The organism is Idiomarina sp. 017G (assembly GCF_004362265.1).
Classification (GTDB): Bacteria; Pseudomonadota; Gammaproteobacteria; order Enterobacterales; family Alteromonadaceae; genus Idiomarina; species Idiomarina loihiensis.
The window spans coordinates 54,925-73,372 of record NZ_SNWT01000012.1; the positions used below are offsets into that span (position 1 = coordinate 54,925).

20 protein-coding genes are annotated in these 18,448 nt (G+C 47.0%); 6 read left to right on the plus strand and 14 right to left on the minus strand.

All coding sequences use genetic code 11. The features are described 5' to 3' along the window. Positions 1 to 30: 30 nt before the first annotated feature. The 11 genes from purD to cutA form a co-directional block, all read right to left on the minus strand. A complete protein-coding gene (gene purD / locus DEU30_RS12850) occupies positions 31 to 1,314 on the minus strand; it encodes a phosphoribosylamine--glycine ligase (RefSeq protein WP_114982403.1) in 1,284 nt (427 codons plus the stop codon). Positions 1,315 to 1,332: 18 nt separating this feature from the next. Then, positions 1,333 to 2,160 (minus strand): class I SAM-dependent methyltransferase, encoded by an 828-nt coding sequence (locus tag DEU30_RS12855; protein ID WP_114982402.1) that lies wholly within the window; start codon positions 2,158 to 2,160, stop codon positions 1,333 to 1,335. 86 nt (positions 2,161 to 2,246) lie between these two features. After that, on the minus strand, positions 2,247 to 3,803 hold the full coding sequence (gene purH / locus DEU30_RS12860) for a bifunctional phosphoribosylaminoimidazolecarboxamide formyltransferase/IMP cyclohydrolase (RefSeq protein WP_114982401.1): 1,557 nt from the start codon (positions 3,801 to 3,803) through the stop codon (positions 2,247 to 2,249). A gap of 78 nt (positions 3,804 to 3,881) precedes the next feature. Next, the gene (gene fis, locus DEU30_RS12865) at positions 3,882 to 4,175 is read right to left on the minus strand and encodes a DNA-binding transcriptional regulator Fis (RefSeq protein ID WP_011235515.1); all 294 of its coding nucleotides are present in this window, start codon (positions 4,173 to 4,175) and stop codon (positions 3,882 to 3,884) included. A gap of 7 nt (positions 4,176 to 4,182) precedes the next feature. Next, positions 4,183 to 5,154 (minus strand): tRNA dihydrouridine synthase DusB, encoded by a 972-nt coding sequence (gene dusB / locus DEU30_RS12870; RefSeq protein WP_034822575.1) that lies wholly within the window; start codon positions 5,152 to 5,154, stop codon positions 4,183 to 4,185. Between the two features lie 124 nt (positions 5,155 to 5,278). Next, positions 5,279 to 6,163 carry a 50S ribosomal protein L11 methyltransferase gene (prmA, locus tag DEU30_RS12875; RefSeq protein WP_114982400.1) on the minus strand — a complete coding sequence of 295 codons (885 nt, stop codon included), beginning with the start codon at positions 6,161 to 6,163 and terminating at the stop codon, positions 5,279 to 5,281. A gap of 3 nt (positions 6,164 to 6,166) precedes the next feature. Next, positions 6,167 to 7,516: an acetyl-CoA carboxylase biotin carboxylase subunit gene (accC, locus tag DEU30_RS12880; RefSeq protein WP_011235512.1), complete on the minus strand. Its 1,350-nt coding sequence runs from the start codon at positions 7,514 to 7,516 to the stop codon at positions 6,167 to 6,169. A 20-nt stretch (positions 7,517 to 7,536) separates the two neighbouring features. Continuing rightward, positions 7,537 to 7,992 (minus strand): acetyl-CoA carboxylase biotin carboxyl carrier protein, encoded by a 456-nt coding sequence (accB, locus tag DEU30_RS12885; RefSeq protein WP_011235511.1) that lies wholly within the window; start codon positions 7,990 to 7,992, stop codon positions 7,537 to 7,539. 14 nt (positions 7,993 to 8,006) lie between these two features. Beyond that, positions 8,007 to 8,465: a type II 3-dehydroquinate dehydratase gene (aroQ, locus tag DEU30_RS12890; RefSeq protein ID WP_011235510.1), complete on the minus strand. Its 459-nt coding sequence runs from the start codon at positions 8,463 to 8,465 to the stop codon at positions 8,007 to 8,009. A 144-nt stretch (positions 8,466 to 8,609) separates the two neighbouring features. Then, on the minus strand, positions 8,610 to 10,316 hold the full coding sequence (locus DEU30_RS12895; protein ID WP_114982399.1) for a protein-disulfide reductase DsbD: 1,707 nt from the start codon (positions 10,314 to 10,316) through the stop codon (positions 8,610 to 8,612). Further along, positions 10,313 to 10,633 carry a divalent-cation tolerance protein CutA gene (gene cutA, locus DEU30_RS12900; RefSeq protein ID WP_114982398.1) on the minus strand — a complete coding sequence of 107 codons (321 nt, stop codon included), beginning with the start codon at positions 10,631 to 10,633 and terminating at the stop codon, positions 10,313 to 10,315. Before cutA ends, DEU30_RS12895 begins: the two co-directional genes overlap by 4 nt. 164 nt (positions 10,634 to 10,797) lie before the next feature. Between cutA and DEU30_RS12905 the strand changes: the two genes are divergently transcribed. From DEU30_RS12905 to DEU30_RS12915, 3 genes are all read left to right on the plus strand, one after another. Next, positions 10,798 to 11,088, plus strand: a complete 291-nt coding sequence (locus DEU30_RS12905; RefSeq protein WP_011235507.1) for a co-chaperone GroES — start codon at positions 10,798 to 10,800, stop codon at positions 11,086 to 11,088. Between the two features lie 57 nt (positions 11,089 to 11,145). Beyond that, positions 11,146 to 12,792: a chaperonin GroEL gene (gene groL, locus DEU30_RS12910; RefSeq protein ID WP_011235506.1), complete on the plus strand. Its 1,647-nt coding sequence runs from the start codon at positions 11,146 to 11,148 to the stop codon at positions 12,790 to 12,792. 125 nt (positions 12,793 to 12,917) lie between these two features. Further along, positions 12,918 to 13,424: a DUF3016 domain-containing protein gene (locus DEU30_RS12915; protein ID WP_114982397.1), complete on the plus strand. Its 507-nt coding sequence runs from the start codon at positions 12,918 to 12,920 to the stop codon at positions 13,422 to 13,424. On the opposite strand, the gene priC is transcribed toward DEU30_RS12915, so the two are convergent. Next, positions 13,405 to 13,725 (minus strand): primosomal replication protein PriC, encoded by a 321-nt coding sequence (gene priC / locus DEU30_RS12920; RefSeq protein WP_011235504.1) that lies wholly within the window; start codon positions 13,723 to 13,725, stop codon positions 13,405 to 13,407. The two genes, DEU30_RS12915 and priC, sit on opposite strands and share 20 nt — an antisense overlap. Further along, positions 13,722 to 14,768 carry an EF-P beta-lysylation protein EpmB gene (gene epmB / locus DEU30_RS12925; RefSeq protein ID WP_011235503.1) on the minus strand — a complete coding sequence of 349 codons (1,047 nt, stop codon included), beginning with the start codon at positions 14,766 to 14,768 and terminating at the stop codon, positions 13,722 to 13,724. The genes priC and epmB overlap by 4 nt, the downstream gene beginning before the upstream one ends. Before the next feature lie 108 nt (positions 14,769 to 14,876). On the opposite strand from epmB, the gene efp reads away from it, so the two are divergent. From efp to DEU30_RS12940, 3 genes are all read left to right on the plus strand, one after another. Next, entirely contained in the window at positions 14,877 to 15,446 is a 570-nt protein-coding gene (gene efp, locus DEU30_RS12930; RefSeq protein WP_011235502.1) for an elongation factor P, read from the plus strand. A 6-nt stretch (positions 15,447 to 15,452) separates the two neighbouring features. Continuing rightward, the gene (gene epmA / locus DEU30_RS12935; protein WP_034822562.1) at positions 15,453 to 16,430 is read left to right on the plus strand and encodes an EF-P lysine aminoacylase EpmA; all 978 of its coding nucleotides are present in this window, start codon (positions 15,453 to 15,455) and stop codon (positions 16,428 to 16,430) included. Positions 16,431 to 16,532: 102 nt separating this feature from the next. Then, positions 16,533 to 16,937 carry a MerC domain-containing protein gene (locus tag DEU30_RS12940; RefSeq protein ID WP_114982396.1) on the plus strand — a complete coding sequence of 135 codons (405 nt, stop codon included), beginning with the start codon at positions 16,533 to 16,535 and terminating at the stop codon, positions 16,935 to 16,937. Here the strand turns inward: DEU30_RS12940 and trmA are convergent. Next, complete coding sequence (gene trmA, locus DEU30_RS12945) at positions 16,934 to 18,034, minus strand: tRNA (uridine(54)-C5)-methyltransferase TrmA (RefSeq protein ID WP_016341401.1); 1,101 nt, start codon at positions 18,032 to 18,034, stop codon at positions 16,934 to 16,936. The genes DEU30_RS12940 and trmA overlap by 4 nt on opposite strands. Between the last annotated feature and the right edge of the window lie 414 nt (positions 18,035 to 18,448).

An 18,448-nucleotide genomic window follows, 5' to 3' on the forward strand; every position in this document is an offset into this window, starting at 1 on the left:
TATGACAGTGCTATGACAGGAGGTAAGTATTTAGCCTTCGCGGTTTATTGCGCGGTGAGCGATATCAGTACGGTAATAGACGTTATTCCAGCTCACTTGATCAACCAGTTGATATGCTAGTTTTTGTGCTTCTGTAACAGTGTCACCCAAAGCCGTACAACACAAAACTCGACCACCACTAGTGACCACTTTACCGTTATCCATTTTAGTACCGGCGTGGAATACTTTCTGGTTTTCAGGTGCGTGATCCGGCAAACCGTGAATGACGTCACCTTTCGCATAGCTTTCAGGGTATCCGCCAGCGGCCATAACCACACCAACTGCGGCACGCTCGTCAAAGTCGATAGGTGCCTGGTTGAGTTTGCCCTCAATTGCCTGGAGGCAAAGTTCGACAAGATCAGACTTCAGCCGCATCATAATGGGCTGAGTTTCCGGGTCACCAAAGCGACAGTTGTATTCCAGAACTTTGGAGGTGCCGTCTTCAGCTATCATTAAACCCGCGTATAGGAAGCCTTTGTAAGGCGCACCTTCTGCAGCCATTCCGTCCACTGTAGGCTTAATGACATGACGCATAACCCAGTCATGGATGGCCGGAGAAACGACCGGAGCCGGAGAGTAGGCGCCCATACCACCAGTATTTGGGCCTTTGTCATCGTTATCACGGGCTTTATGATCCTGGCTTGAGGCAAAAGGTATTGCATGTTTACCGTCAACCATCACGATAAAGGAGGCTTCCTCGCCACGTAAAAACTCTTCGATAACCACGCGATGCCCGGCATCGCCGAAACGGTTACCGGCCAGCATGTCGTCGATAGCGGCATCTGCCTGTTCCTGACTTTCGGCAATAATAACGCCTTTGCCAGCGGCCAGTCCGTCGGCCTTAATGACAATAGGAAGACCCTTTTCAGCGACATAAGCTTTAGCAGGCTCAACCTCGGTAAAGTTTTGGTAGTCGGCGGTGGGTATGTTGTGACGCTGCAAAAAGTCTTTGCTGAAGGCCTTAGAGCCTTCTAACTGTGCAGCCTTTGCTGTTGGGCCAAAGGCAGCTAGTCCGGCTTCGTTAAAGCGATCAACAATACCGGCAACGAGCGGTGCTTCAGGGCCAACGATAGTCAGTTCAATGTCTTCGCTTTTAGCAAAGTTGAGCAAACTCTCAATGTCCTCAGCACCAATAGCAACATTCGTCAGGTTTGGCTCACGCTCTGTACCTGCATTACCGGGTGCAACATAAACGCAGTCAACTTGGTTTGATTGCGCTGCTTTCCACGCCAGAGCGTGTTCACGGCCTCCGCCGCCAACGACCAATACTTTCATAAGGTTAGCTTTGTCCTGTTAGTCTGTAACGGGTTTGCGAAACTTCAGGGTGAAACGATCGCTTTCACCAATGGCTTCATATTTTTCTTTATCTTCATCACCCAAAGTTAGGGTTGGAGGTAAAGTCCATACGCCTTTAGGGTGATCGGCTGTATCTTTCGGGTTTGCGTTGATCTCGGCGCTGGCGACAAACTCAAAGCCTGCTTGCTCGGCTAAGTCTATGACCCAGCTTTCTTTTACATAACCCGAATCTTTGAATGCTTCAGTCTCTTTCGACTCAGGCAGACGGTGGTCAACGATACCCAGCATGCCATTGGGTTTTAGTGTTTGATAAAACTGACGGAATGCCTGCACTACGCCTTCTTCACCTTCCTGCATATACCAGTTATGAAGGTTGCGGAAAGTGAGAACTCTATCGGCACTTCTTGCCGGTGCAATTTCGCTATCAGAACCCGGGGCAAATTCAGTTAAATTTACATTCCCATAAACCGGGTTGGTGGTTAATTTTTCTTTGAATTTTTCCAGTGAACGCTGGTAATAATCGCTTCCTGAATCTTCAGGAAAATGTGCAGCGTAAAGCTGTCCTTCTTCGGCAAGGTAAGGTGCCAGTATTTCGGTATACCAACCGCCGCCCGGCCAAATTTCAACGACCGTCATATTTGGCTCTAATTCGAAGAACTCTAACGTTTCTTGGGGATGGCGGAACTCGTCACGAGCCTGATACTTGTCAGTACGTGATTCATGGTCAACAGCAGCTTGCAAAGAGTCGGCTTCAGGAGCCGGCGAGCAGGCGCCAAGGACGCTTGCTAGTGCAATGGCGGAAACAGAAGTTATTATTTTTTTCATACTATCACCTGTAGAGTTGAGAACTAGCCTATAAGACTAGCCCCCAAACGTTACTGACGCAATGCTGTACTTATCAGCAGAGGTGCTTAGTGACGGAAATGTCTCATGCCGGTAAAGACCATCGCGATACCGTGTTCATTGGCGGCAGCAATGATTTCTTCATCGCGAATGGAACCGCCTGGCTGAATAATAGCGGTGATGCCTGCTTCAGCTGCTGCATCTATACCATCGCGGAACGGGAAGAAAGCATCCGACGCCATGACCGAACCTGGTACGCTGAGGTTTTCATCAGCGGCTTTAATACCTGCAATTTTGGCACTGTAAACCCGGCTCATCTGACCTGCACCAACACCGACGGTCATACCGTCTTTGGCATAAACAATGGCATTAGACTTAACAAACTTAGCCACTTTCCAGCAAAACAATAAGTCGGTCATTTGCGCATCTGTTGGCTGTTTTTCCGTAACCACTTTTAGGTCATCCTGAATGAAGTCCTGGTTATCCGTGTCCTGTACTAATAAGCCACCGTTGACGCGCTTATAATCCAGCTGTTCAACCGTATCTGACCATTCACCGCATTCCAGTAAGCGAACGTTCTTTTTGCCGGCAACAGCTGTCTTGGCGCTTTCACTGACGCTCGGAGCGATAATAACTTCCACAAACTGACGCTCAACAATAGCGGTTGCGGTTGCTTCATCCAGCTCGCGGTTAAAAGCAATAATGCCACCAAATGCGGAAGTTGGGTCGGTTTTAAAGGCGCGGTCATAAGCGTCGGAAATAGATTCACCTATTGCAACACCGCAAGGGTTTGCGTGCTTAACAATAACGCAGGCTGGTTCAACAAAGCTTTTTACGCACTCAAGTGCCGCGTCTGTATCGGCAATATTGTTAAAGGACAACGCTTTGCCCTGAATTTGAGTCGCGCTGGAAACTGTCCCTTTTGGTGCATTGCGCTCTGCGTAAAATGCCGCTGCCTGATGTGAGTTCTCGCCGTAGCGTAAATCCTGCTTTTTCGATACCTGCAGGTTCAACGTACGCGCAAAGTCGTTTTCGCTAAGCTGCTTACCAAGGTAATTTGCAATCATGCCATCATATTGAGCGGTATGCTCAAATGCTGCTACCGCTAAGTCAAAGCGAGTGCTGTGGCTGACTCCATTGTGCTCGTTGAGCTCAGCAAGCACGCGCTGATAGTCATTGGCATTGACAACAATGGTTACGTCTTTGTGGTTTTTAGCAGCCGCACGAACCATAGTCGGACCGCCAATATCGATATTCTCAATAGCGTCTTCCAGAGAACAGCCTTCTTTAGCAACAGTTTCAGCAAAGGGATACAGATTCACTACAACCATATCGATAGGAGCAATATTTTGCTCCTGCATAACATTCTGGTCGACATCGCGGCGACCTAAAATACCGCCATGAACCTTAGGGTGCAGTGTCTTTACCCGCCCGCCCATAATCTCTTCCTGACCGGTGTGTTCAGAAACATCAATAACGGCAATGCCTGAGTCACGAAGCAGTTTGGCGGTACCGCCTGTAGAGAGAATTTCAATGTTCTTTTTAGCCAAAGCTTGAGCGAATTCAACAATACCGGTTTTATCAGAAACACTGATTAAAGCGCGTTGGATTGGACGGGTTTCCATTGTTTTGCCTTTCTATACTGAGTTAACTTACGGGGAGGTTAATAAAAAAAGGGCGCCAAAAGGCGCCCAAAAAACTTCTTAATTCATGCCGTATTTTTTCAGCTTCTTGCGTAAGGTGCCGCGGTTAATGCCTAACATGGTTGCGGCGCGGGTTTGATTACCCCGGGTGTAAGTCATGACTTCTTCAAGTAACGGTGCTTCTACTTCAGATAGCACTAACTCGTAAAGTTCTTCAGGATCCTGACCATCAAGCTGACGCAAAAAACTGTTCAATGCTTGTTTTACGGAATCACGCAGTGGCTTTGGCTGTGCGTTATTGCCGATAGTGGTTAGGGGAGATACGTTCTCACGACTAGGGTTTTGATCAAACATAATGCGCTTATCTCTTCTCTACAGTGACAAAATAATCTTCAAGTGCCTTAAGTTGCTCGCTGGCATCCTCAAGACGATTAAATGTTTGCCTGAATTCATCATTGCTGGCTTTTTCTTTTAAATACCAACCAACGTGTTTCCGGGCGATTCTGACACCCTGGTAACTGCCGTAAAATTCGTGCAGTTTGCCAACGTGATGAATAACGGTCTCAGCCACTTCGGTTAAGGACGGCGGGTTTAGCTCCTGTCCTGTTTCAAGAAAATGAGCTATTTCTCTAAACAGCCAGGGATTACCCTGCGCGCCGCGACCAATCATAATGGCGTCGGCTCCGGTGTACTCTAAAACCTGTTGAGCCTGAAGTGGTGTACGGATATCGCCGTTAGCCACTACCGGGATAGAAACAGCCTTCTTAATTGCCTTAATGGTGTCGTATTCCGCAATGCCTTTGTACATGCAGGCACGAGTACGACCATGAATGGCAAGAGACTGAATACCGCAGCGTTCTGCCAGCTGCGCTATATCAATACCGTTTCTGTGTTCAGGATCCCAACCGGTTCTGGTTTTCAGTGTTACCGGAACGTCAACAGCTGCAACCACAGCTGTTAATATCTCTTCTACTAACCCGGGATGCTGCATAAGCGCCGAGCCAGCCATCTTCTTGTTTACCTTTTTCGCCGGGCAGCCCATATTTATGTCAATAATCTGCGCACCCATACTCACATTCACGCGCGCTGCTTCGGCCATTAATGCCGGTTCCGAGCCCGCTATCTGCACAGCACGAATGCCCAGCTCTCCCGAATGATCCATGCGTTGCCTGGATTTATCGGTCTGCCATACCTTGGGGTTACTGGACAGCATCTCTGATACTGTAAGCCCAGCCCCCGTGCTGTAACACAGCTGACGGAACGGCTGATCAGTAACTCCAGCCATGGGAGCTAATATGACCTGATTGTCGAGTTGATATGGACCAATCCGCATCGGTTAAAAACTACTCAGCGAAAGGGTGAGGAATTTTAGGGAATTTGCGCAATAAAGAAAAGGCTATTTATTACGCAATTTGAGTCTTTTTTTCATTTTTTACTATTGACAAAGCGTACGCTTGTTAACCAACGCGGGTGCCGCTGAGCATTGCCCAGTCGCCGTCTATAGTTGGGGTATCGAATTTTATGTGGGGTTGGTAAGCCTCAATAACCCCTTCTATTTGCCGTTCCAGTATACCGGATAAAACCAGTTGTCCGCCGGGGGCAACAAAGCCGAGTATGGTATCAGCTAGCTCTCGTAAAGGGCCGGCGAGGACATTGGCAAGTACCAGGTCCACCTGGGTTTCAGGTTGCTGGCTGGGTAGGTAAAGGCTGAATTTATCGCCCACCTTATTACGCTCAGCGTTATCTTTGGTCGCAATCAGCGCCTGTTGGTCAATATCAATGCCAATTACGTGCTCTGCTTTAAATAGTAATGCGGCAATGCCTAATATTCCTGAGCCACAACCGAAATCCACCACGGTTTTTCCGGTTGGCGGGTTGGCATCTATCCAGCGGAGGCACATTGCTGTTGTTGGGTGGGTTCCGGTACCAAACGCCATACCGGGATCGAGGAGAATATTAATGGCATCGGGTTCTGGTATTTCTCGCCAGCTGGGACAAATCCACAGTTTTTCACCAAACCGAATGGGGTGGAAGTTATCCATCCATTCGCGTTCCCAATCCTTGTCTTCCAGTGCATCGACTTTGTATTGTAAATTGTCGTCATTGAAAACGTTGGACTTTTTCAGGTTGGCAATAATGATTTTGATATCCGCGTCGGCGTCAAATAAGCCCGTGGCTAAAGTATGTTCCCACAATATAACGTCACCGGGGCGGGGCTCAAAAATGGGGGAATCGGCACCGTCACGATAAGTCACCGCTTGAGCACCGTTAGCCATGAGCATGTCACCCACTTGGGGTGCATGCTCTTCACTACAGGAAAGGGTGAGTTGGATCCAGGGCATTAATTAATGCCCGCCTATACCAAGTTTTTTCTCAAGATAGTGAATATTCGTGCCACCATGCTGGAAATTTTCATCTGCCATAATCGACTTTTGCAGAGGAATATTGGTTTTAATGTCTTCGATGATCAATTCATTTAAGGCATTACGCATACGGGCAATAGCAATATCGCGGTTTTCGCCGTAAGTAATTAGCTTACCTATCATCGAGTCATAGTTTGGCGGTACTTTGTAATCGGCATAAACGTGAGAGTCCCAGCGAACACCAAAACCTCCCGGAGAATGGAAACGGGTGATAGTGCCCGGTGACGGTGTAAAGGTTTCAGGGTCTTCGGCGTTAATCCGGCATTCAATGGCATGACCACGAATGACAACATCTTCCTGGCTGACCGAAAGCTGGCGACCGGCTGCAATGCGCAGCTGCTCTTTAATCAAGTCGATACCTGTGACCATCTCGGTAACCGGATGCTCAACCTGAATACGGGTGTTCATTTCAATGAAATAGAATTCGCCATTTTCGTACAAGAATTCAAATGTACCAGCGCCACGGTAGCCAAGCTCTACACAAGCTTTGGCACAACGCTCACCAATAAATTTACGCATTTCAGGGGTGATACCCGGCGCAGGTGCCTCTTCAACCACTTTCTGGTGACGACGCTGCATCGAGCAGTCACGTTCACCTAAATGAATGGCATTGCCTTGTCCATCGGCCAGAACCTGAATTTCCACATGGCGAGGGTTTTCAAGGAACTTTTCCATATAGACAACAGGGTTACCGAAGGCTGCGCGAGCTTCGTTCTGAGTCATAGTGATAGAGCTGAGCAATTCGCTCTCCTCGCGTACAACCCGCATACCACGACCACCGCCGCCGCCTGCTGCTTTAATAATAATGGGGTAACCAATGCGCTTAGCAAGCTTCTTATTACGTTCGTCGTCGTCATCCAGAGGGCCATCCGACCCCGGAACGCAAGGAACGCCAGTTTTCTTCATTGCCTTAATGGCTGATACTTTGTCGCCCATAAGACGGATAAGATCCGGCGTTGGTCCAACAAAAATGAAGCCAGATTGTTCAACTTGTTCAGCAAAATCGGCGTTTTCGGCCAGAAAGCCGTAACCCGGGTGAATAGCTGCTGCATCCGTAATTTCAGCTGCGCTGATAATACGGGGAATGTTCAGGTAGCTCTCGTTCGCTGGCGCTTTACCTATGCAAATTGCTTCGTCTGCAAGTAAAACGTGTTTAAGGTTTCTATCAACCGTTGAATGAACTGCCACTGTTTTAATGCCGAGCTCTTTACAGGCTCGCAGTATGCGCAGTGCAATTTCGCCACGGTTGGCAATGACCACTTTATCTAACATGACAAATACCTGCGGTTACTTTATTCGATGATAAACAGTGGCTGATCAAATTCAACCGGCTCTTCGTTATCTACTAAAATCTGTTTAACGACACCGGATTTGTCTGCTTCAATCTGGTTCATCATTTTCATTGCTTCAATAATGCACAGTGTTTCGCCGGCATTAACGCGAGAGCCAACAGTAACGAAAGGCTTTGCATCAGGAGATGGAGCTTCGTAGAAGGTTCCAACCATAGGAGAGCGAACAACGTGGCCGCTAATTTCTTCACTGGCTGGTTCAGCCGCTGGCTGGCTTGCCGGAGCTGATTGTGGCGCTTGCTGAGGGGCGTGTTGCGGTTGTGGCGCGTATTGCATCGGTGCAGGCTGCGCACTGTAACGATTAATCCGAACTGACTCTTCGCCCTCGGTAATTTCCAGTTCTGCTACGCCAGATTCTTCAACGAGCTCGATCAGTTTCTTAATTTTTCGGATATCCATGCTAACGTCTACCTTTAGTTATCTGTATTGTTCAATGTAGTTAAAGCTGCTTGTAATGCGTATTCATAACCACGGGCGCCAAGCCCGCAGATAACACCGTCAGCCACGTCTGCCAAATAAGAATGGTGGCGGAAGCTCTCACGGCGATAAATATTGGAAAGGTGCACTTCAATAAAAGGGATTTTCACAGCCAATAACGCATCGCGTAATGCCACGCTGGTGTGTGCGTAGGCTGCCGGATTAATCACAATATAATCTACGGAGTCTTTGGCGGCTTGCTGGATCCAGTCAATTAACTGGTGTTCAGCATTGGACTGACGGAAATCTAGTGCTGTTGCGTGTTGTTTAGCAATGGCTCCCAGCGAATCAGCGATATCATCCAGGCTTTGCTTACCATAAAGCTCTGGTTCACGCTGCCCCAGTAAATTTAGATTCGGGCCATTGAGCACTAATATTTTAAAACGTTCTGCCATTGTGCCGCCATTTGCTGTGAAGTTACGGAAACTATTAAAAGTGACCACAACTTTCAGTTTGGGTTCCTATAACAACAGTATTATAGGGAAAAAAAGCAAGATTGCAGCACTTTACTGGTCTTATCAGCGCATTTAGGCACAAGTTTACTCGGAAACTATCTTTTCCAGATGCTTTTTGAAATCCTCAGCGTTCATATAACCGGTAACCCGGTATTCAGGGCGTTCGTTGCCTTCAGGGTCAAAGAACAGAATGGTGGGTAGCCCCAGCACCTTGTAGCGACTCAGAATCTCAACGTCTTGCGCGTTATTGCGGGTAACATCGGCCTGAATGAGTTTAAACTCCTGAAACTGCGCCTGAACCTGCTCATCTGAAAAGGTGTACTGCTCGAATTCCTTGCAGGCCACGCACCAGTCCGCATAAAGGTCTAGCATTACCCATCGGTCACTTTCTGCTACTTGTTGTTGTATGTCGCTGACATTACTAACAACAGTAAAAAGGCCGTGACTTTTTTGTTCCAGTTGCGCTTTATTAACCTGCCAGTAACTGCCTGTAGTAGCCGCCGCTGCTAAGAGTACAATAGTGATAACTTTCGTGGTGATCCGAAGCGGCTGGCTTATCGAAACAGCCAGAGATACGGCGGCGAGAATAAAGTAAAAAATCCACAGCCACATGCTAATACTGGTCGGAATAAGGCGCTCAATTAAGAATAAGGTAACTGCCAATAACAGCCAACCGAAGAACTGCTTAACCACGTTCATCCACGCGCCGGCTTTGGGCAGAAGCTTGCCGCCACTTAAGCCGAATAGAATAAGCGGCACGCCCATACCCAGGCTTAATGCGTAAAGAATAGCGACGCCGCTTACCATATCGCCCGATTGCGCAATAAAGAGTAACGCCCCTGACAAGGGGGCTGTGGTACAGGGTGATGCTACCAGGCCGGAAATAGCGCCGATAATAAAGACGCCAACGATATTGCCTCCGCTTTGCTGGCCGCTAAAGCTTTGCAGTTTTGACTGCCAGCTAATAGGAAGCTGCAGCGTATAAGCTCCGAACATACTCAAAGCAAAAAGCGCGAACAATACTGCAAGAACAATTAACACCACCGGATGCTGAAAGTAAGCCTGATACTGCATACCCGCTGATGCCACAACCAGGCCTAATAGAGAATAGGTAATGGCCATACCCTGAACGTATATAAAGGAAAGCCAAAGTGTGTTTTTCCAGTTACGTTCACGGTTGCCCAGCACAACGCCGGATAAAATGGGGTACATAGGAAACACGCAGGGGGTAAAAGCTAAGCCAATACCCAAAGCAAAAAAGAGTAACAATGTAATGATTAAATGTTGTTCACCTATACCGAACAGGCTGCTGTCGGTGTTTGGCGGTGCGGTGGCGGGGGCCGTTTCACTAGTACTGGAGAGTTTAATCTGCTTTTCAGTGGGCGGGTAACATAACCCCGCATCTGCGCAGCCCTGATACTGAACGGTAATGGTGTCGCCGGAAAACTCCGGGTTAGGTGTAAAAGACCACTCAACGTAGTTGCGGTATACAATTGACTCGCCAAAAAACTCATCGTTATGAGACTCGCCTTGCGGGAGTTCGGGTTCTGCTGCTAATGCATTTTCGGGAACCACCTTAAAGCGGTGTTGATACAAATAGTACTCGGGAGCGACAACCCAACTGACCGTCACTTTGCTGTCATTAACTTCGCTGTCGAAATCAAAAGCCTGATCTACCGATAAAAACTGATTGTCCTGCTGGAATGGATTCGACTGCACACTATGTGCTGGCGCAACGACGGCAAAAACCAGAGTTAAGGCTGCGAGACATGTGATGAATCTTTGTATCATTTAACTGAGTCCTGTATCCACGTCAGATAATCGGGTAAACCATCTTCAATATTGATGCTTATTAATTCTGGAGAATCGTAAGGGTGAATAGCACTGATGGTACTTTTTATGTCACTGAAACGTTCCGCAGTCGATTTTATCAGTAAAAGCCACTCATGGTCTTCATGCAATTCGCCCTGCCAGGAGTAAATAGAGGTCATATTAGGCACTATGTTGACGCAGGCCACTAGCTTTTTTTCGAGCAGAGAACGCGCCAGCTGTTTAGCCGAGTCAGAACTGTCTGTGGTGCATAAAATCAATTGTGGTTGCTGAGTCATAGAACCTCCCTATAGCGCCTGTCAGTTTTGCAAATTAGCATAAAAATTTTTGAGCTTCCCCCTTGATAACAAAAATTCCTCCCCCATTTAATGTGCACACACATTTTTATCCGCCCCTTAGGGGTATTAACCACTAACAACAATAGGTTGAGGAGTTATCAACAATGAAACTTCGTCCTTTACACGATCGAGTCATTATTAAGCGCACTGAAGTCGAAGCGAAATCGGCTGGCGGCATTGTTCTGACTGGTTCTGCGGCAGAAAAATCTACTCGCGGTGAAATCGTAGCAGTAGGCAAAGGCCGCATTCTGGATAACGGTGAGGTACGTGCACTAGACGTAAAAGCTGGTGACAAAGTGCTGTTCAATGAAGGCTACGGTGTTAAAACCGAGAAAATTGACGGTGAAGAGTACTTAATCATGAGCGAAAGCGACATTCTGGCTGTTGAAGAATAAGACGTCAGAAACGCTTACTAGCACAACCGACTAAACGAATTTAAGAGGAAAGCAAAAATGGCAGCTAAAGAAGTCAAATTTGGTAACACAGCACGTCAAAAAATGCTGAAAGGCGTTAACATTCTTGCTGATTCAGTAAAAGTGACGCTGGGTCCAAAAGGTCGCAACGTTGTATTAGATAAGTCTTACGGTTCTCCTGTTATCACCAAAGACGGTGTGTCTGTTGCGAAAGAAATCGAGCTGGAAGATAAGTTCGAGAACATGGGCGCGCAGATGGTTAAAGAAGTGGCGTCTAAAGCAAATGACGAAGCGGGTGACGGTACAACAACCGCAACCGTTCTGGCTCAAGCCATTGTTAACGAAGGCTTGAAGTCAGTAGCCGCAGGCATGAACCCGATGGATCTTAAGCGCGGTATCGACAAAGCGGTTATCGCTGCAGTTGAAGAGCTGAAGAAAATTTCTCAGCCTTGTGCCGACAGCAAAGCCATTGCTCAGGTAGCGACTATTTCTGCAAACGCTGATCACACTATTGGCGAAATCATTGCTCAGGCAATGGACAAAGTAGGCCAGGAAGGTGTTATCACCGTTGAAGAAGGTCAAGCACTGACTGACGAGCTGGACGTTGTTGAAGGTATGCAGTTCGACCGTGGTTACTTGTCTCCTTACTTCATTAACAACCAGGAAAGTGGTTCGGTTGAATTAGACAACCCGTTCATTCTTCTGATTGATAAGAAAATCTCTAATATCCGCGAGTTACTGCCGGTATTAGAAGGTGTTTCTAAAGCCGGTAAACCTCTGCTGATTATTGCTGAAGACGTTGAAGGCGAAGCGCTGGCAACTCTGGTTGTGAACAATATGCGTGGCATCGTTAAAGTTGCTGCGGTTAAAGCACCAGGCTTTGGCGACCGTCGTAAAGCTATGCTGCAGGACATTGCTGTTCTGACTGGCGGTACTGTGGTTTCTGAAGAAATTGGTATGGAGCTGGAAAAAACGCAGCTGGAAGACTTAGGTACTGCGAAGCGCGTTGTGATTACTAAAGACAACACCACTGTTGTTGACGGTAATGGCGACGATACCGCTATCGACGGTCGTGTTAACCAAATCAAGCAGCAGATGGAAGACACTACGTCTGACTATGACCGTGAAAAACTGCAAGAGCGTCTGGCTAAGTTAGCTGGCGGTGTTGCGGTGATTAAAGTCGGCGCTGCTACTGAAATGGAAATGAAAGAGAAAAAAGCGCGCGTTGAAGATGCGTTGCATGCAACTCGTGCAGCTGTTGAAGAAGGCGTGGTACCTGGTGGTGGTGTTGCTTTGGTTCGCGCTGCGAGCAAACTGGCAGAACTGCGTGGTGACAACGAAGAACAGAACGTTGGTATCCGTTTAGCCCTGCGTGCGATGGAAGCGCCGTTGCGTCAAATCGCAATGAACGCTGGCGCCGAAGGTTCTGTGGTTGCTAACAACGTACGTGCTGGCGAAGGTAACTATGGTTACAATGCCGGTAACGACACTTACGGCGATATGCTGGAAATGGGTATTCTGGATCCAACCAAAGTGACCCGTTCGGCACTTCAGTTCGCGGCATCTGTTGGCGCACTGATGATCACCACCGAAGCAATGATTGCTGACATCCCACAAGATGACAACGCAGGCGGCATGCCTGGCGGCGACATGGGTGGAATGGGCGGTATGGGCGGCATGATGTAAGCCTCCCAACGCACTTTTGAAAAGGGGAGCCTTGATGGCTCCCCTTTTTTTTATGGAATTTTTTTCATTATTTGTGTTCTAACCTAGAGATGACACCCTTGGCGATTGTATGGGAGGAAGATAGCATGCGTGTTCAGGGTATAGTGGGAGCGGCGTTATTAGCCTGTAGCTTTACAGCATATGCTGGTACGGCTGAAGTTTCCTGGAAAGATGTTGATAGTTACACAGATATTCGACCGGCCGATGGCTTACGTGATCGTTACCAGAAAAAGGTGATGGATAAGCTGACGGAGCATTTTCAGGAGTTGGCGGCAAAGCTTCCTGAAGATCAGAAGCTGGAAATTACCGTAACAGACGTTGATTTAACCGGCCGGGTTGAACCGACATTTGGACGCTCGAGTTCAAATTACGTGCGCATTGTTCGGGAAATTGACTTCCCTAGAATGGAATTTGATTATCGTTTAATGAGTAATTCCGGAGAAGCTGTAAAGGAAGGCCAGGCTCACGTAAAAAATATGGGGTTTAATTACGACAGCCTGGCATCACGGATGAGACGGGATGACTTATATTTTGAAAAGCAGATGCTGACTCAGTGGTTCGAAGAAACCTTTGTTAGCCAGCCTGACGAATAGCTTTAAGGCGAGCAAGAGTTTCAGTCATTAACTGTAATTGTTGGACCAGTAACTGTAACTGCTGCTCGTTTTCTTTGTCCTGCTGCCATTTTTCAAAGTTGGCAGCAATTTCATTAAGGTAGGGCTGAAAACGGTTGCCTGTGCTTTCAAATACCGTTTGCTCGGCGAAAACGCCCTGGAACTTGGCTTTGCCTTGTTGACGCAGATCGTCAAGGTACTGGTCTGCATCAATAACTTGACGATACAGTTGCTGAAGATGATCCTGCAGTTTGCTTTCTACACTTTCCAGGTTATCGCTCATAGTTTTTCCTCTGTTAATGTATTAGTGCCGTCCGGCATGATAGCGGTTTTACTGAGTTCACCAGCTTCCTCTCTGACCAGGCGAGGAACCAGAAACCCAGGTAATTCATGAGTCATTTTTTGCCACAAGGCTTGCGCCTTCTCGTCACTAACCGCGAAATGGCTGGCGCCTTCAACTTTGTCCAGCTGGTGCAAATAGTAGGGCATAACCCGGGCACTAAATAACTTTTCACTAAGCTCAATAAGCGCGGTTAAATTATCATTTACTCCGCTGAGCAAGACGCTCTGGTTCAGTAAATGGATACCCGCGTGGTGCCAGTCATCGAGTGCCCCGGCTAACTCAGGAGAAATCTCATTTGCATGATTCGCATGAAGCACTAAGACGCTTTGCAAACGACTGTTGCTGAGCACTTCTTTAAGCTTATGCGTCAGGCGGGAGGGTATCACGACTGGCAACCGGCTATGAATACGTAAACGGGTGAGTTGGGGCAATAATTCAAATTCGTTAATCAACCCTTTAAGCCGCTCGTCCTTTGCCATTAGAGGGTCGCCGCCGCTCAGAATCACCTCATTAATTTCCGGGTGTTGTCGGATGTACTCCAGTGTCTCCGTTAGTTGGCGTTTGCTGAAAGTTAATTCGTCGTAAGGAAAGTGACGCCGAAAGCAATAACGGCAATTGACTGCGCAACCGCCTTGCAGTATCAACAATACTCGGCTTTTATACTTGTGCAGAAGACCATTTACGGGGCCTTGCTGTTCTTGCAGAGGGTCGGTGCTGTAACCGGGCTCCGACTCAAACTCGTTGTGCAAAGGGAGCACCTGACGTAATAATGGATCGTTAGAGTCTCCGACTTGCATTTGCGCAACAAAAGGCTTTGGCACGCGCATAGCAAAGAGCTTACGGGCTTTGATATCCTCACTAAATAATGCGGGATCGAGTTTGAGTGCGCGTAGCAGTTCTTCTGGCTGGGTATAGGCTTGTTTCAGCTCAAACTGCCAGTCAGGACGATCATTTATAGAGATAGGATACGCTGGCTCAGGCACTACGCCTCCGCGACTGCTGCAAATACTCCATATTTTACCTGAAAAAAGTCGCTATTTGTTTTATTATTGCGCGCAAATGATCAGGCATTTACAAAGGAAAGTCTTGTTATGGCGAATTATAGTACGAGTGAATTTAAAGGTGGTTTAAAAATCATGCAGGACGGCGAGCCATGCTCGATCGTTGAAAATGAAATGGTTAAGCCCGGTAAAGGTCAGGCCTTTAACCGCGTTAAAATTCGCAAATTAATCAGCGGTAAAGTGGTTGAGAAAACCTTCAAGTCGGGCGAATCCGTTGAAGGCGCTGATGTTATTGAGTTGGAACTGTCTTATCTTTATAACGATGGTGAATTCTGGCACTTCATGAATAACGAAACCTTTGAACAAGTTCCTGCCGACGAGAAGGCGGTAGGCGAAGCGGAGAAATGGCTTGTCGAACAAGATGTTTGTACTTTGACTCTGTGGGAAGGGAAGCCAATTAATGTGCAGCCGCCAAACTTTGTTGAATTGGAAATTACTGAAACTGACCCCGGACTTAAAGGTGATACTGCCGGTACTGGCGGTAAACCTGCCACACTGAGCACTGGCGCTGTTGTTCGTGTTCCGTTATTTGTACAAATTGGCGAAGTGATCAAAGTTGATACTCGCTCGGGCGAATACGTTTCCCGCGTTCAAAAGTAAATAGATATGACGACCGACTGGCGGCCAGCAGCAGATTGGTCAGTGCTTGTTAAACGCGCTGATTTCATGCGACAAGTCCGCCAGTTTTTTTATGAAAGGAAGGTAACCGAAGTCGATACGCATTTGTTGTCCCAGTTTGGGGTAACCGATTGTCATCTGAATAATCTCACCACGGAATTCAAGTATCCGCTGGCTTCAGGAAATAGAACACTCTATTTGCAGACCTCTCCCGAATACGCCATGAAGCGAATTCTTGCAGCCTATGGAAAAGATATTTATCAATTGAGCCATGTGGTGCGCGATGACGAAATAGGGCGCTTCCATAATCCGGAATTTACTTTACTTGAGTGGTACCGGGTTGGGTACGACGATATTCAGCTAATTGCTGAAGTTTCAGAGCTGCTGACTGAAGTCTGTGACGCGCCGGAAACTAAAGTCATCACCTACCAGCAGTGTTTTCTTGATTACCTTGGCGAAGACCCTTTGACGACTTGCGGTGTTGAAAACATCAGACAAGAGCTTATTGAACAACCCGCTTTAACGGACTGGATGTCAAAAGAAGACGATGAAAATACCATTCTTCAAGTGGCATTTTCGGAATTAATAGAAGGCCAGTTTCCTGCGGAGATACCGATTTGCATCACCGAGTTTCCAAAGTCGCAAGCTGCTTTGGCCAAAATTGACCAGCATAATCCGCGTGTCTCCAGAAGATTTGAGTTTTATTATCAGGGAGTGGAATTGGCCAATGGTTATAATGAGCTTGCTGATCCAGCTGAGCAACGTCTGCGTTTTAGCCAGGATAATCAACGACGTAAACAGCTGAATTTGCCCACACAACCCGAAGATACTCGTTTATTGGCGGCGTTAGAGTCGGGATTCCCCGCGTGTTCCGGCGTAGCACTAGGGTTCGATCGGCTGCTAATGATTGCCTGTGGAGCGAAATCAATAACCGAAGTGCTGCCTTTCTCTATTCAAACTGCTTGATCAGTATCGCCTGAGAAAACAATTTTTTCTGATCTCCCTTGGCTATTCTTTTCGTATGTTATAATATTACAGCTTAGGTTTATGCAGAAGGTCGTTTCTAGTATGTCAGCAACAGCATCCAAAAATTTGGATAAAGCAGGAATTTGGGTCACCACTTTGTGTGCGATTCATTGCTTATTGCTGCCTGTTATTCTGCCGTTGCTCGCTATGGCGGGTTTAGCCTTTATCGGCGAAGACCTATTGGAAAACACCATTTTAGGCTTCAGTGTTGTTATCGGGCTATTATCTCTTATTAGTGGTGCGCGGAAGCACGGTAAATGGCACCTGCTGTCATTGTTACTACTAGGAGCATTTATCTATTCTCAACGCGATATTCTGGGACACTGGGGTGAACCTGTCATTATTCTATTTGGTGCCGGTCTCATTATTTATGCCCATGTCTCGAACCTTCGCTTAAGCCGCAAGCTTAATTTTTCCCCGGTTGCGGAAGAGCCCGTTCAAGGTTAACTCTTCCTTTCCAGAACAACGCCCGTTTCAATGTGGTCTGTGTAGGGAAACTGATCGAACATTGCCGCTGCAGTCACTTTATGGCTACTGGATAAATCATGAATGTTCTCTGTCAAAGTTTCCGGGTTACAGGAAATATAAATTATTCTTTGATACTGAGACACCAGCTTCAACGTGTCTTTATCTAAACCCGCTCTGGGTGGATCAACCAATACGGTTTGACAATCAAAACTGTGAATCTCAGCATCAGCCGCCCGTTTAGATTCCAGCTCTCCACTTAACGCTGCACTAAACTCTTCGGCAGACATACGAACAACGGTGACATTTTTAATATTGTTCAATTCTGCGTTCTCGCGAGCCGCCGCAACAGAACTTTTGCTAATTTCAGTAGCTAAAACGCGATTAAAGTTCTCAGCCAGCGGTAAGGTAAAATTGCCGTTGCCGCAGTAGAGCTCTAATAAGTCATGCGAATTGTTGCCCGCGTGGCGTTTAGCCCAACTGATCATTTGCTGATTAATAATGGCATTTGGCTGAGTGAAGCTGTTCTCGGTTTGTAGAGACAGATAGCTTTTTCCATCAACCTTAACTTCTTCAGTGACGCTTTCTTTATATAACACGCGTTTTTGCTTACGAGCTCTTCCTATAACTTCAACCTTAGCTATAGAGGTCAGCGCTTCGCGAAGTTGGATGGCTTCCTGTTCCCATTGGTCATCTAAAGGGCGATGATAGAGTAAAGAGATAATGGCTTCACCGGTGGTGGTAGTCAGGAAATCCACTTGAAACAGTTTGCGACGTAAAACATCATTCGGCTTTAATAAACTAATAAGCTCTTTCATTAGTTCATTAATAAGCAGGCTCCCTGGTATGAATTCATTCATGCGGATTTTTTCACGCGTCTCAGGGTTAAACATAATGTAGTATAAGTCATCGCCTTCGTGCCAAACTCGAAACTCAGCACGCATTCTGTAGTGACTGGCGGGCGATTCAAACACTTCCACTTCATTAAGGTGAAAAGGACGAAACATCTCTCTAACCCGGTCTGCCTTCTGTGCGAGTTGTTGTGGGTATTCAGATGTATCGATTCGTTTGTAAGTCATTATGAGGTTACGCCATATTTGCCAGTAATTAGTCAGGCTTCTATTTTACGCATCAATGCCTTTATGTGCCAACGCCCTTTATTTATGTTGGATTTGATCACATTTGCTGAAACTTTACGCAGTCAGTAAAAAAACAGTTAGAAAGGTGCTAAAAGCGCTTGACGGGACGAGTTAAATCTCTAAAATGCGCTCCACGTTCAAGGCAGGCAACGAAGCCGCCGAAAACCTAAGTTTTCTAAAAAATCTTTTTTCAAAAAAGTATTGACGGAAAACACACGGTGTGTAGAATACGCACCTCTCGCAGCCAAGGTTGCTGAGAAACGCTCTTTAACAATTATATCAAGCCAAGCAAACTGTGTGGGCACTTGCAGAAGTTAAGCAAAACGAAATATTTGTATTGCAACTTTTGAATGA